This is a genomic window from Gilliamella sp. B2838, from assembly GCF_026536185.1.
Lineage (GTDB): Bacteria > Pseudomonadota > Gammaproteobacteria > Enterobacterales > Orbaceae > Gilliamella.
This window is the reverse complement of record NZ_JAFNOO010000004.1, coordinates 18,149-31,774: the sequence shown is the minus strand read 5'-3', so window position 1 is coordinate 31,774 and position 13,626 is coordinate 18,149. Positions and strand designations below refer to the sequence as shown.

The 13,626-nt window shown below is 29.9% G+C and carries 17 protein-coding genes; all 17 read right to left on the bottom strand.

Annotated elements, in window-relative coordinates; translation table 11 throughout:
* Window positions 1-316: 316 nt before the first annotated feature.
* A complete protein-coding gene (locus tag J3U63_RS05675) occupies window positions 317-1,222 on the bottom strand; it encodes a LysR family transcriptional regulator (protein ID WP_267370864.1) in 906 nt (301 codons plus the stop codon).
* Between the two features lie 174 nt (window positions 1,223-1,396).
* On the bottom strand, window positions 1,397-1,711 hold the full coding sequence (locus J3U63_RS05670; RefSeq protein WP_267370862.1) for a hypothetical protein: 315 nt from the start codon (window positions 1,709-1,711) through the stop codon (window positions 1,397-1,399).
* A gap of 280 nt (window positions 1,712-1,991) precedes the next feature.
* Window positions 1,992-2,378 (bottom strand): hypothetical protein, encoded by a 387-nt coding sequence (locus J3U63_RS05665; protein WP_065632923.1) that lies wholly within the window; start codon window positions 2,376-2,378, stop codon window positions 1,992-1,994.
* Window positions 2,379-3,554: 1,176 nt separating this feature from the next.
* A complete protein-coding gene (locus J3U63_RS05660) occupies window positions 3,555-3,908 on the bottom strand; it encodes a hypothetical protein (protein ID WP_065632922.1) in 354 nt (117 codons plus the stop codon).
* A gap of 513 nt (window positions 3,909-4,421) precedes the next feature.
* Window positions 4,422-4,847: an NTF2 fold immunity protein gene (locus J3U63_RS05655; RefSeq protein ID WP_267332786.1), complete on the bottom strand. Its 426-nt coding sequence runs from the start codon at window positions 4,845-4,847 to the stop codon at window positions 4,422-4,424.
* Window positions 4,848-5,037: 190 nt separating this feature from the next.
* Window positions 5,038-6,054: a hypothetical protein gene (locus tag J3U63_RS05650; protein WP_267370860.1), complete on the bottom strand. Its 1,017-nt coding sequence runs from the start codon at window positions 6,052-6,054 to the stop codon at window positions 5,038-5,040.
* 246 nt (window positions 6,055-6,300) lie between these two features.
* A complete protein-coding gene (locus tag J3U63_RS05645; protein WP_267332784.1) occupies window positions 6,301-6,675 on the bottom strand; it encodes an SMI1/KNR4 family protein in 375 nt (124 codons plus the stop codon).
* 251 nt (window positions 6,676-6,926) lie between these two features.
* A complete protein-coding gene (locus tag J3U63_RS05640) occupies window positions 6,927-7,361 on the bottom strand; it encodes a hypothetical protein (RefSeq protein WP_267370857.1) in 435 nt (144 codons plus the stop codon).
* Between the two features lie 328 nt (window positions 7,362-7,689).
* A complete protein-coding gene (locus tag J3U63_RS05635; protein ID WP_267370856.1) occupies window positions 7,690-8,151 on the bottom strand; it encodes a hypothetical protein in 462 nt (153 codons plus the stop codon).
* Window positions 8,152-8,800: 649 nt separating this feature from the next.
* Window positions 8,801-9,004, bottom strand: a complete 204-nt coding sequence (locus J3U63_RS05630; protein WP_267370853.1) for a hypothetical protein — start codon at window positions 9,002-9,004, stop codon at window positions 8,801-8,803.
* A 101-nt stretch (window positions 9,005-9,105) separates the two neighbouring features.
* The gene (locus J3U63_RS05625; RefSeq protein WP_267370850.1) at window positions 9,106-9,306 is read right to left on the bottom strand and encodes a hypothetical protein; all 201 of its coding nucleotides are present in this window, start codon (window positions 9,304-9,306) and stop codon (window positions 9,106-9,108) included.
* Between the two features lie 208 nt (window positions 9,307-9,514).
* The gene (locus J3U63_RS05620) at window positions 9,515-10,012 is read right to left on the bottom strand and encodes an immunity 26/phosphotriesterase HocA family protein (RefSeq protein ID WP_267370849.1); all 498 of its coding nucleotides are present in this window, start codon (window positions 10,010-10,012) and stop codon (window positions 9,515-9,517) included.
* A 374-nt stretch (window positions 10,013-10,386) separates the two neighbouring features.
* Window positions 10,387-10,614, bottom strand: a complete 228-nt coding sequence (locus J3U63_RS13395) for an RHS repeat-associated core domain-containing protein (RefSeq protein ID WP_416381298.1) — start codon at window positions 10,612-10,614, stop codon at window positions 10,387-10,389.
* Window positions 10,615-10,629: 15 nt separating this feature from the next.
* Window positions 10,630-10,827: an RHS domain-containing protein gene (locus J3U63_RS05615; protein ID WP_267332779.1), complete on the bottom strand. Its 198-nt coding sequence runs from the start codon at window positions 10,825-10,827 to the stop codon at window positions 10,630-10,632.
* Between the two features lie 514 nt (window positions 10,828-11,341).
* Window positions 11,342-11,593, bottom strand: coding sequence for a hypothetical protein (locus J3U63_RS05610; protein ID WP_267370848.1), 252 nt, complete (start codon window positions 11,591-11,593; stop codon window positions 11,342-11,344).
* Window positions 11,569-11,844: a hypothetical protein gene (locus tag J3U63_RS05605; RefSeq protein WP_267370846.1), complete on the bottom strand. Its 276-nt coding sequence runs from the start codon at window positions 11,842-11,844 to the stop codon at window positions 11,569-11,571. Before J3U63_RS05605 ends, J3U63_RS05610 begins: the two co-directional genes overlap by 25 nt.
* Window positions 11,845-12,089: 245 nt before the next feature.
* Entirely contained in the window at window positions 12,090-13,583 is a 1,494-nt protein-coding gene (locus J3U63_RS05600) for a hypothetical protein (protein ID WP_267370844.1), read from the bottom strand.
* Window positions 13,584-13,626: the final 43 nt, after the last annotated feature.

Below are 13,626 nucleotides of genomic sequence, written 5' to 3'. Positions count from 1 at the left end.
GGTAAAATTTTTAATGGTATCATTTCTATAAATGTCATTTCGGACCTTTTAAAACAAAATTAGGTCCGAACTTTTAGCTACAATATCATTAATATGTAAAAATCTTTCTAATTTTTCAATACGATAACATCAACTGTATACAATCTACCGCAATGCCATTTTTAAACGCTTAAGGGTTATCGAGCTAGTCTAGAGTAAAAACGACATTACCTTTCAATACAATGTTTAATCATGCGCTCCTTTGATTAAACTACTTTGTAAAGCTATCATCACTATTTTTACATCACAATTAGTCAAATACGCCTTAAGTAACGACTTATAACAATTTGAAATAATTGATGATTTGTTCATAAATCAAATTTGCATGTAAATTATTGCGCCAAACAAGATAAATGTCGATATATAATTTACTGGTTTGGGTACTAATTAATTTTTTATACACTACCCCATCAATTTTAGCCTGTGTCATCGACTGAGGTAATAGCATCATACCTTTACCTAGTGCAATATCCAATAACATAGAAAGCGTGTCTGGTCGTTCAGCTCGGCGAATCAATGGATGATTTAAGGTTTTAAATACAGACTCGCACTGTGCATAAAAAGTCTTATTTAAATGAGCTTTAAACCAAAATAAAGGTAAATCAGTGACATCATTTAGATCAACATAATCTTGTTGGCTACAAGGATGACTTTCTGGAAGAACCAAAATAAGTGGCTCCTTATAAATTAACATCGAATTTTCTTGTTGGTTTCTTGAAGCAAAATCAGATACAACAGCAAAATCCAAATTGCCTTTTTGGAGTTCTAATAATAGCTCTTTAGACGTGTAGTCATGTTGATAAAGTTGTATGCTATCATTAAAATTTGCTAAAAACTTTTTGAAAAAAGGAATAAAATCAAAACACAAAGTTTTCGTCATACCTAACATAATTTTATTGCCTTGACAAGATTTAATCTTATCCACTGATTGACATAAACTGTTTAATACCTCCAGTGCTTGGCTTTTAAATTTTTCACCTTCTTTAGTTAATACCATGTTGTGGGAATTTCTTAAAAATAAGCTCACTTGCAGTTTATCTTCTAGTTCTTTTATTTGCACAGATAGTGGTGGTTGACTTACACCCAGTTTATCTGCCGCAGCACGAAAACTATGCATTTCACAAATCGCAATAAAATATTGCAATTGCCTGATTGTTGGTAGTTTTTTATTATAAATATCCATATTTTTAAATTACTTCGCAATTGATGATTAAATCGATGTGGTACTCAATGTATTTTATCACACTAATTTACCAATAAATTCATAACTATTTTAAGTTTTAAACATATAGTAAGGTTAGTTAAAAGTTTATAGTAAATATTCTAAAATTGGCCTATTTACAATTTACAAACTAATTTAAGATGAGTAGAGTGAAACTAACACTAACTTGCCACTTAGAAATAATTGAATGATCAAATTATTGGTAGATAAATTAACCAGTTGATCCCCCTGTTCAACTTGCCAAGCGTTACTTTCAGCCCATGATAACCATTTTGCAAGTCGCCAATTGTCGGGTTTTCCCAATATTACGGGATGCTTTTGATTACCGTGAAAATCAATATTGATTACTTCGACAACATCATTAGCTGAATAAATGTTGATATTGCCATATAGATAACAGTAAATTTTGGATTTTTTAATTAAGTTTTGCAACTGGATATTGTGGTTCATCAAGAATGGATTGAATTTTCATCACTGAAGACCCGACACACAAACCGTGAATAGTTATGACTTACATATTTAAGTGCTAAATGCATGTATGGATAATACTTTTCTAAAAGAATAAAACATTATTGAAGGTGATCTTACTTTTATAAATGATTGATTCAGTGTTCAATTATCTAGATTTTAAAATCATTTAATTTTTTTAAAGAAAAATTTCAGCAAATACAATAAAACCTTCGCAATGAAGGTTTTAGGATGATTATGATTAAACGGGGATTTAATTAAATTAGTTATCTGCACCTGTTTTAACATATTGTTTAAATGCAGCCATAGCTCCATATTTATTTGGTACACATCCAAACATATTATCACAATAGGCGGCGATCAAGATTTGATATTTATCAGAAGTAATAGGTTTTTTAGAAACCTGAAATGCTAAGTAAGGATCATTCGCTAATGGATTAGCTGTTCTAATAGTCACATCTGTTACTGTTTCAAGTTTCCATCTAGAGTTTGTAGAAACCCAATATTCCGCTCTTTTCCAATATAGAGAACATTGTTCAGCTCCATCGCAGTATAATGGCTCTTTTGCTTTTTGTTCAATCATTGGATCTATATTACTTGCACACCCAACTACAAATAATGATAAAAATATACTAATTAGTTTTTTCATTGTAACTCCGAATCTGTTTTGTAAAAAAATAACTTTTAATCCATTAATTGATAATCGCGCTACATATGAATATTTTATTCTTTATAGAATATATACTGTCTAAGTATGTTAACCATTTGATATAAGCGCATGTTATATTAATTTTTTATTATTTTAACCTTTAACTTTGATTTAGATACCTATATAGCTGTGAGCTAATTTATTATATTTGTAGTATCATCTTAAGGCTTAGAAATAATTACTCTTATCAATAATTTTTATTTAATAACCATATATTCTATATAGTTTTCAATATATTAATATAGAATTTACACTTTTTCAACAATGACTTTACATTTTGACGCATATCATCTTTGTTAGAAAACCACTAAATTAATTTCGATTACATTCATTTTCAATATAATTCAATTTTCCAAGAGTAAGATGAGTGTGTTATTGGATAAAGTTTGCAATTAGTATAAAACTGATGCATGAGTAATACAGAATATATCGTCCATAGCTTATTAACCGAAAAAAATAATATTAATAATCAATACCTAGTAATATATACAATCAACCGCGAAAAAATTTGTTAATTTCTTTATGTAACATATTGATGGTTATAGGTTAATTCGAACTAACGAGTTTTTTTTCTATTAATAATAGACTAATCGACCCCCATAACAGCAATAAGTTTTGATTCTTCAAAAATATTGACTTTAAACCTTTTGTAAATTAATGATCAGATACATTATCTATTCAAAATTACGCTTCTCACTAACCTATTATTTCATAATCATTAATTCGACTATTATTATCAATTCTTATCGAAAATGACCAAGTTATGGGGGATTAATGATGGTGTTGAAGAGGTTCAGTCGTTGGATAATATAGTATATTTAGTAGCAATATTTTTACCACCTTGTTAAGTGGGTAACCAATATATTTTGACATTAACTGTTTTACGTTTTATTTGGATGTAGGATTGTGTTACTTTCTCTTATATTAGTGCATTTTGATTAGAACCCAAAGCCCATTTGTTCAAGTAAGAATACGAGTTAATTGCAATATTTTTAACACCAAGTAGCGAGCTATATTATAGTGCTCATTAATACAACTTTTACCAAACATTGCCGGTTTATTTGTTAGCCATGTTGCACCCATTATTTTTAATCAATACGCTACGTTTGATTATGCTTAGTATTCAATACGATAACGACCAACAACATCAAAAATATGATCGTACGTGCTGAGTATTATGCGTTTTTTACCTTTGTGATGAACTTGTTCAACAAGATCAAAACTTGAGGTTAAATATCTTTGATTAGGATAATTATCTAATTGAGAAATAGATAAGTTATCAATATCAGTAAAAATAAATTTTACCCATACATCAGGCACGTTCAACACTTCGGGCTGACAATTAGCTAGCGATAATGACGTTTCAACAATCAATGTAAACGGGTAGCAATCCAAGTTAACCTTTTTTAGAATTAATGCGTTTCGAGCATAAATAATGCCGTATTTGATTGGTATCGCTTTAGTTATCATTTTTTAGACTTTGCCATAACTTCTTTAAAATTAATTGGAACTTATTAAATTATAACATTATATGGAGTTAACAATATAACATTTAATTTAACAGTATGTTGTTCAACGATACTTTGCATTACATTGATTTAATTAAATTTAATAGCTTATATTTAAGTAAGTTAAAAATTTAAGTCTTATTGCTACATTGGCATAATGTTATAAGCATCAATCACAAAGTAGGCAAAATTATTCAATATAATTTTAAGTGTCAATGCCATTTAATAGTCTTTATTCTGTTATGTAATAAAGACGACTTAATTCATTTTATAATACGCTATAGGCTTTTAGCTTTTATTTAACGTATCTAAAAAAAGGTAAATAGAGATAACAACTCATCAAATGAAATAAATTCATTTCGTTTATTGAGCTTATATTGGCTGGTAGTGATATCTATAATTTCAGGCATACAGCTTAGCAATCGAATAACGACAATTATCAAGTTAAAGCGATGTTACAAGCCGTTATCCCTTTTTATAATGAAAATTTTTCCCATTTATTGTCAGACTTATCAAATATTTCTTTTTTATCAATTCGCCATTGTTTATGAGTATATATTAAGGAATAACGAAACTGACTTTTAAATTCTGTATGTTGTTGCGTATAAATGAGTAGTTTGTTTTCTGATAGTTGTTCTGTTTTTAGTATTTCTTCATCGGGTGAATACTCTGGTGGATATCCACAGTCTAATGAAACTTGGCGACCGTACTTTCTTTCTTTAATAGTACAATACTGATTGAATATAGTATTTAACTCACTTCTCATCTTATCTTTTAAAGGCTCGTCATCCTCACCATTTTCGATTAGCTCGCAAAGTGGTTCACAATATCCTTCCCACTTATTCATATCCGTTATAAAATTTTTTAACACTGATACAGCCTGCTGTACATTTTTTTCCATATTATTCCTTAACTAACAAATATATATTTTCTTTCCATTTCTTTAAACTTTGAATGATTGATCCTAAGGCGATCTATTTTATGGCAGGTTATTTAACAACAATAACCCAATGCTAATTCATTTCTCGATAAACGTCTAAAAATGAATCAATAAAAATCAGAAACAACGCTTCAATTCAATACGAATTAACTTAATCACTTTCTCTAATTTGTGCTAAAGCTTGTTCAAGACGACTAACGTTTTGATATTTATTAGCAGCAGTTGTTTTGTCTACTGACGCTAACCAATCATCTACTGCTGTTTTAAATAATTCTAAGCCATCTGGCGTCAGGTTTGACTTTTTAATCACCGTATCAGTCTTCAAATTTCCTTGTTTATCAAATGGTTCAACACCGATCAATAATTGATGTTGTTTTAAAAAAACCAATAAAGCAATTGAAGACTGTATGATAGGCTCAGGTAACTGATTGATTTTATTAGTAGCCAGTGACACAGCAACATCGTATACGATAAAATCGACTTCTTTGTTTTTATTTTCCCTAATCTTTGCCAAACCTTTTTCAAGACGGCTGACGTTTTGATATTTATCAGCAACAGTGCTCCCGTCTAGATAATTATACCAACCATCTACAGCCGTTTTATATAATTCTAAGCCATCAGGCGTCAGGTTTGACTTTTTAATTACCGTATTGGTTTTCAAATTTCCTTGTTCATCAAACGGCTCAACCCCAATTAATAATTCATGTTTTTTTAAAAAGCTCAATAAAGCTGTTGAGCTCTGCATGATGGGTTCTTGCCACCATTTGTTTTTATTTTTAGTAAGCAACATTGGTAAATTATGTAAAGCATAATCGTTTTCATCCCTTGCTTTTATAAAATCTCTAATTTCGGTTAAACCATTTTCAAGTCGATTGAAGTTTTGATATTTATTAGCAGCACTACTCCTGTCTAAATATTTTAACCAACTATTTACAACTGTTTTAAATAATTCTAAGCCATCAGGCGTCAGGTTTGACTTTTTAATTATTGTATTAGTTTTTAATTTTCCTTGTTCATCAAACGGTTCAACACCAATCAATAAATCATGTTTTTTTAAAAAACGCATTAAAGCTGTTGAAGTTTTAGTGCTATGCTCTTGCCAAAGATTTGTTTTATTTTTAGCTATCAACATGGGCAAATCATATAAAATAGGATCTGGTTTATCCATTATTTTCTTCCTCCCACTTTTGATACGCTACAGTTAATAATATTATGTTAGTTAAGCTTTACGACTATATTTCGCAAAAATTAGGACCACTTTGGGCATTTTTCTTTTTTATTATTCATGAGCAAATATTCAAAGCATTATACCGAGTTATTGCTCCAATCAATCCACTATTTTATATTCAACTATCATCAGCTTAATGGTATAAGAAAACGAAGCAATTCATTTTGAATAGTGTTTTCAGATACATCATTTAACATATTTTCCTAAGTGATAAATATCAGTTGCTTCTTTATCCATGTCAAGGCAGCCTAACGCCCCCAAATCCAAACTATATATATAATTAGATTCATTATCTTTTTTTACAGATACAAAATAGCCTATATCACCATCTTGACCGATTAAAAAATAATTAGGCTCAACGTCTTGTATATTATAGGTACTATTTCTCTCTTTAATATTATTTATATTATAGATGTATATGTACTCTTCCCTTTCATTGATTAATTCATATGGCTCTTTATCTTGAACCTCTTCGGATAAAAATTTTACATACAAATTCGGAAATTTAATATTCATCTCTTGCTCAAGAATATTCAACATTTCAATAACTCTTTTTTCCATCTAAAATTCTCCATTCAACGAATAGGGTATAATTCAAAAACAAAATTGTTAGTATTAAAGTTAGCATATCATCAAAATATTTTTAGCCTTTTTTTAAAGCTTGTAAAAAAAGCTTTGGTGACTATTGTTTTAAACCATTCAGATGAAGTATGTTTAATGCATCTCTATCGAATAGCGTCCTCTGATATTTCATAAAATATCTTGTTTCAGATTAATGCAATTTCAACAATAACAACTTTGAAAGTAGATATTTACCTAATGTTGTCATTTTTCTCATGAAGAATCTTAATAAACAAACTATGTATGTCATGACAAAATTTTGAATTCTCAATGAGATCAGGTAACACAAGTACATAATAAAAGACCTGGTTAAACTGCAAATTTATATCATAGGGTTCAAAATCAGAAGCATTATCGAATTCAAATAAAGTTGCTATTCCATTTAACTGTGTGCTTTTTGCTTCAACTGAAAAACAACCTTCCCCTTGTAAATCTAAATTGTAACCATGATTATCATGATAATCTCGCATTTCATCGTTTTTATAACAAAATAAAAACTCTTCATCTCTAAAACTACTTTGTTCATATTTATAATTAATAGATGATAATTTTTCAATTAATGAAAACCATACATTATCGACGGATTTATCGGTATAAAATCCATACATATTACCAGTCCATTCCATATTTTCCCCTCAAACTCACTCACAATAGTAAATTCTTGTTAATATCGCTTTGAAGTTTATTTTTTTATCTCAGTAAAATGTTTTCTATGTATCGTCTTAAAAAAACATTTTGTCGTTTAACTATTTTAGCCTTAGCGCTATCAACTTTAAATAAAATAGAGTGTTATTCTTTTATTTGATGCCCGATGATGTTTTAAGATACGTGGGTCTAAGGCATCATAGACGTTCGGTTAGTTTAATTTTTTCAATGCAGATTTCGGTTAAACGCTGGTGGCGTTTTATATGCTAAGTAAGGTAAATAATGCCTTAAGTTCTATTCATTCTAGTGTCACCATTCATCTATATCTTTTGCATCAATATCTTTTAACCATTTTTGATATCTTTCTGGATCTTTGGCAATCAATGTTTTTAATTTTTCAAACACTTCGTTTATTCCTGAAGGATCCACTTTATATTTATTAAATACAAAAATAATTCCCTCTTCTATGGTATCAAGCATATAAAACATTTGTTGTGTGTAGCAATTAAACGTTTTATAAGGTATAAAAATTGAGAAATTAACCACTTTTCGTTTTGACGAGGCTAACGGGCCGTAAACTAAATCTTTGTTTTCTAGTGTGGCAGAGATAGTAAAGAATAAATCATAATCTGTTGTTTTAAATAATTTGTCATAATATGGAAGCGTTTTGTTTAATTTATTAAGATTTTCTATCAACGGATTAAAAACCGTATTTCTAATTTCATAATAAACGCCAACTTCAGCCCACAAAAATGGAAAATTAATTTTCATTACATCGCCCTTTCGGTCTATCACTGTTTTTGGTTTAAGTAAAATTTTAGATAGTTATAACTTTTTATCTATAATAACTCTTTTTATACATAATCCTATTGCATAACGCAATTCTTCAATAAAAAACTAACATGATCCTATAATTACAAGACCAGGGCAGTTGCAGGCTTTGTTCGCACGGTCTTATTTGGTATTTGTTGATACGAACTTCAATTAGGCGACGTACGGCATCGTAGTGGTAATAATAGGTACTGCTGGCGGTCTGTTTGCTGTGGGTGCATCCCGTTTTCGTCGTAGGTATATTGAAGGCTGCGGGCGTATGGTGGTAATTTGTTTACTTAGTTAATTGTAGTGATGGCTACGTGTGCCTTATGCGTTGGTTTCACTTAAAAGCATATCCTTAAAACGGTAAATGAAATGATGTGTTGGCTTCGGCTACGGTCAATGTAATGGTAATTTGAAAAGATGATAAATTGAAAACAGATTAGCCCTTCAAACTTTATCTTGGCAACCTCGTTCTTTTCCTATTTAGTAGACTATAGTTATAACTTGTTCCATCCAAACCTTAATAAAGGTTTTGCGCTCGAGTCTTTATACTAGTGTAAATATTCTTCTTTAGTTAAAGGTTTTTGGATAGATGCTGGCGGTGTTACATCAGAGGAAAAAAACTTTGAGATTCATCCCAATTAATGCCATTTTCATAGAATTTAAGTAGATGTATTTGGATATCTTTAGAACCTCCATGCATTCCCACATTCTCTTTTGTATGAATAATATCTAAGTGATCTTTTACGGTTAGCTGTGGAATCAAAACTTTTTGATCTATAAAAGTATATCTATCATCAATTTCCACCAGAACTATTTTTTCAGCTAATGGATCTGTATAAGTGATAATTTTGGGCTGCTGTAGGCGTACATTTTTTCGTACATGTTCATATAGAAACGAATAACTCTTTAAGTGTTTGCAGCTACTGAATAGGTAAATAAAATATTAACCTTATTCAGTTCTACCCCATCCCATTCATCTTTATCATTAAATATATTAAAAAACTCCATCCAATGGTTTTTTCTGGATTGCGCTAATGAATACAACCCATCTTTTATATAGACGCCGAATACTGTATTTTCTTGACTGCGTTGTTTTTTGATTAACATTTCTTTCGACCAATTTTTTAAGTATTTATTAAAAAACACATACAATTTTATTATGAAAAAAAGATAATATTCATGTTTAGTATTAGTTATTAGTTATTAGTATAGTAATTATTTTTCAATGCAAATTAAGTTGATATCAAATGATTATTTTGATTCATTAGATAACTAAATTGATATCCATAATAAAAATAGATGCCATAAAGAAAGCTTAATGTATATTCAGCTTAATATTAAAATTTTTCATTAATTGTTTAATATGATAATCATTGAGTGGCGATACGCGAGGCAAAAATTCAGCTTCTTTTTCAGATATCGATGTTTCATTTTGCCATATGTCTACTTTTTTAAACCAAGGCTCTATTCCATATGTAAAATATACATTTTGCATATTACTGGGTGAGTAGTTTTGTTGATGCCCAATTATTCTCCAATCACCTTCAAATTTTCTATCAAATAGTAAATAGCTATCTAATATTACCGGATCAATCATTCGGTGAGCATTTCTAATTTTTGCTTCTGATAAATCTGGAGAATTGGAAATAATATCAAAAATCTCAGCAATATGGCCAACTATAAATTTAATAACAATTCTTCCAAAACAATAATTTTGATTATCTAATTTAAAACAGAATATGTCTCCTGCTTTAATGTAGCGTAACATCGTACGAGGTTTTTTATCCCAACCCCATATTTTAAAATCATTCATTAGCACTTTCCTTTCCCTGACTTACCCTTCTTTACATCACTCGCTTTTTTAATGTTATAGGCTTATTTAAATATTTTAGCTCTGTCATCATTATGCTGATAGTTAAAGGAATTATATTTATTTCCTCTATTTGTAGAAGACATTTTTTCTTCTATTTTACCAGTTTTCGTTCCATACGTTTCAATATACTATTGTTCATAACCTCTTGCGTGCCCATATATAATATTTTTTCTAATACTTCCATTCATCCAGATGCAGATAATCTTCCAGTTTCTCGATGTTCAATCGTTCTTCTGTCAATGTCATTGGTAATGTCAATATAGCAAGGTTCTCTAGCTCCTTGGTCATATAATGCATAAACAAAATATCCAGGTTCATCTGTCGATATTAACCCCCAAGGATCGAATCCACATCACCCCATTAGGCGCATACTGATACAGATTAAACCCACTCGATAGCCCAATCGGGTCCAGCTGCGTGAATCTGCCTATATCAGGGTTATAGTACCTAAAAGTATTGTAATGTAATCCCGTTTCTCTGTCTAAATACTGTCCCTGATACCTTAGGTTCTGTTGTATCTGGCTGTGTTCGATTTCCTGTATCGGTTTGCCCCATAGCTAATAGCTACACGTCCATACAATGTGACCGTCTTCATCAATGAGTTCTTCTGGGGCGCCATTGACATCTGTGTGGTAATACAGCACTTTCTGTTCCGTACCGGTGTTGCTGTCTATTCGTGCCAGTGGTTCGTAGCTGCTTTCAACGGTATAGATATATACGCTGTGCTGTTTGTTTGGGCTGGTTTCTTGAATCATGCGTAAACCATCCCACAGGAAACGAGTTCGGTTATACGCTTTGCCTGCTAGGTCTATTTGGTGTTTTTCAATACGTCGGCCTAAGGCGTCGTAGAGGTAGCCATAGCGTTCAGTACGGTTTAATTTTTCGATACGAACTTCGATTAAGCGGTGTTCGGCATCGTAGTGGTAATACTGGGTACCGCTGGCGGTCTGTTTGCTGTGGGTGCGACCGTGTTCGTCGTAGGTGTATAAAGGTGGCGGTAATTTGTTTACTTAGTTAATTGTAGTGATGGCTGCGTGTGCCTTAAGCGTTGGTTTCACTTAAAAGCATATCCTTAAAACGGTAGCTGAAATGTTGTGTTGGCTTCGGCTACGGTCAATGTAATGGTAATTTGGGAAAGGTGATAAATTAAAAGCAGATTCGCCCTTCAAAATTTATCTTGGCAACCTCGTTCTTTTCCTATTTAGTAGACTATAGTTATAACTTGTTCCATCCAAACCTTAATAAAGTTTTTGCATACAAGTTTTTATACTAGTGCAAATAATCTTCTTTGGTTAAAGGTTTTTGGGTAGGTGCTGGTGGTATTACATCAGGAAATAAAAATTTTTTAGATTCATCCCAATTGACTCCCGTTTCGTAAAATTTAAGTATACGTTTTTGGATATCTTTAGAATCTCCGTGCATGCCTGCTAATTCTTTTGTATGAATAATATCTAAATAATCTTTTACAGTTAATTGAGGAATCAAAACTTTATTATCTACGGTATCATATCTGTCATCCATTTCCACCAGACTTCTTGTACCAGCCAAATATCTGTTATTGCAATAATTCTAGATTGCTGTGGGCGTACATTTTTTCGTACATGTTCATCTTGTATAGAAACTAATAACTCTTTAAGTCTGTGTGCTGCCACTGAATAGGTAAATAAGATATTAACCTTATTCAGGTCTACCCCATTCCATTCATCTTTATCATTAAATATATTAAAAAACTCCATCCAATGGTTTTTTCTGGATTGCGCTAATGAATACAACCCATCTTTTATATAGACACCGAATACTGTATTTTCTTGACTGCGTTGTTTTTGATTAACATTTCTTTCCACTTGTTTTAGATTTGGTTTTATTTTTTTAATGCTCCTCCGCCTCAGTTAAGTATTCCTACTGCTTTGAAATATATAGTTAAAGCGTACGAAGTTTTGGTTTTCAATGCGGCTGTCTTGGTTTCGTCTTTGGCCTCGTAGGTTAGCAATCGCATCGTATTATAGTAGTATTTATATTATTCCAAAGAGTTATTTTTGTTTACAAATAACTTTCCACCGACTGATAAATTTTTAGGCAATCTTTTAACATTTGTATTTACTAAATTTAAATTTCCATCAACTGACAAATTGTCAGGCAATATATCGATTGAAGTGTTAGTTAAATTCAAATAACCAGCAATTTTTAAATTTTCTGGTAATTTTTTTATATTAGAAAATCCCAAATCTAAACTGCCGTTGATAGAAAAATCTTCAGGTAAAATTTCGATTGGAGTATGTCTTAGAATTATATCACCATTAACAATAATATTTTTTGATAAAAACTCAATTTTTGAAAACTCACAGTTTAAAGAGCCACTAACAAATAAATTTTCCGGCAATGTTCTTATATCACTATAGCTCAGATCTAAATTGCCACCAATAAACAAATTTTTGGGTAAAAATTTAATTTTAGTGTTTCTTAGATTTAAATTTCCTTGAAGGGAAAAATTTTCAGGTAATAATTCAATATTACTATATTTCAAATCTAAATTGCCGAGAATAATTAAATCATGAGGTAAAATTTTAATTTGTGTGTGACTTAAATCTAAATTACCTTTAATTAACATTTTTTTTGGTAATATTTTTATTTTTTTTGATTTTACATTCAAATTACCGCCAATTGTTAAATTATCAGGCAATGTTTCTATTTCTGTGTTTATTAATTCTAAACTTCCACCTATAAAAAAATTGTCAGGTAAATTTTTAATTTTCGTGTTTTTTATGAATAGATCACCACCAATTAATAAACTTTTAGGCAACTGTTCAATATCTGTATTATCTAGACTTAGAAATCCCTTAATTGATAGATTTTCTGGCAATACTTTTATATTAGATGAATTCAAAATTAAAAAACCATTAATAATAAAATTATCTGGTAATGTTTTTATTTTTGTAAATGCTAAATCTAAACTTCCTTTAACATTTAAATCATTAGGTAACTTATATATTTCTGTATGATTTAAACTTAAAAAACCACTAACAGATAAATTATTAGGTAAAATCTTAACGTTAGAATATTCTAAATATAAATCACCCTTTATAGATAAATTATCAGGCAATGTTTCTATTTTTGTATGAGCAAGTAATAAATTACCATTCACACATAGATTTTTAGGTAATACATTAATTTTTGTATATCTTAAATCTAAACTACCACGAACATCCAAATTTTGGGGTAACATTTTAATTTTTGTATTTCTTAAATACAAATTACCATCAACACGTATTTTATTAGGTAATGACTTAATTTTTGTATATGCTAAATTTAAATTTTTCTTAACAAATAAATTTTCTGGTAATATGTTAATATTTAGGTATTCTAAATTTAAATTACCGTTAACAATCAAATTATTAGGCAATGTTTTAATTTTAGTATATCTTAAATCTAAATCATTATGAATATAAATATATTGGTCTCTTATATTAAATTTAATTTTTTTCTCATTGAGAAAATCAAAAAAAGCATTCAAACATATATCCTTTAACTAATAAACATGTTAATTTTTTATGGTA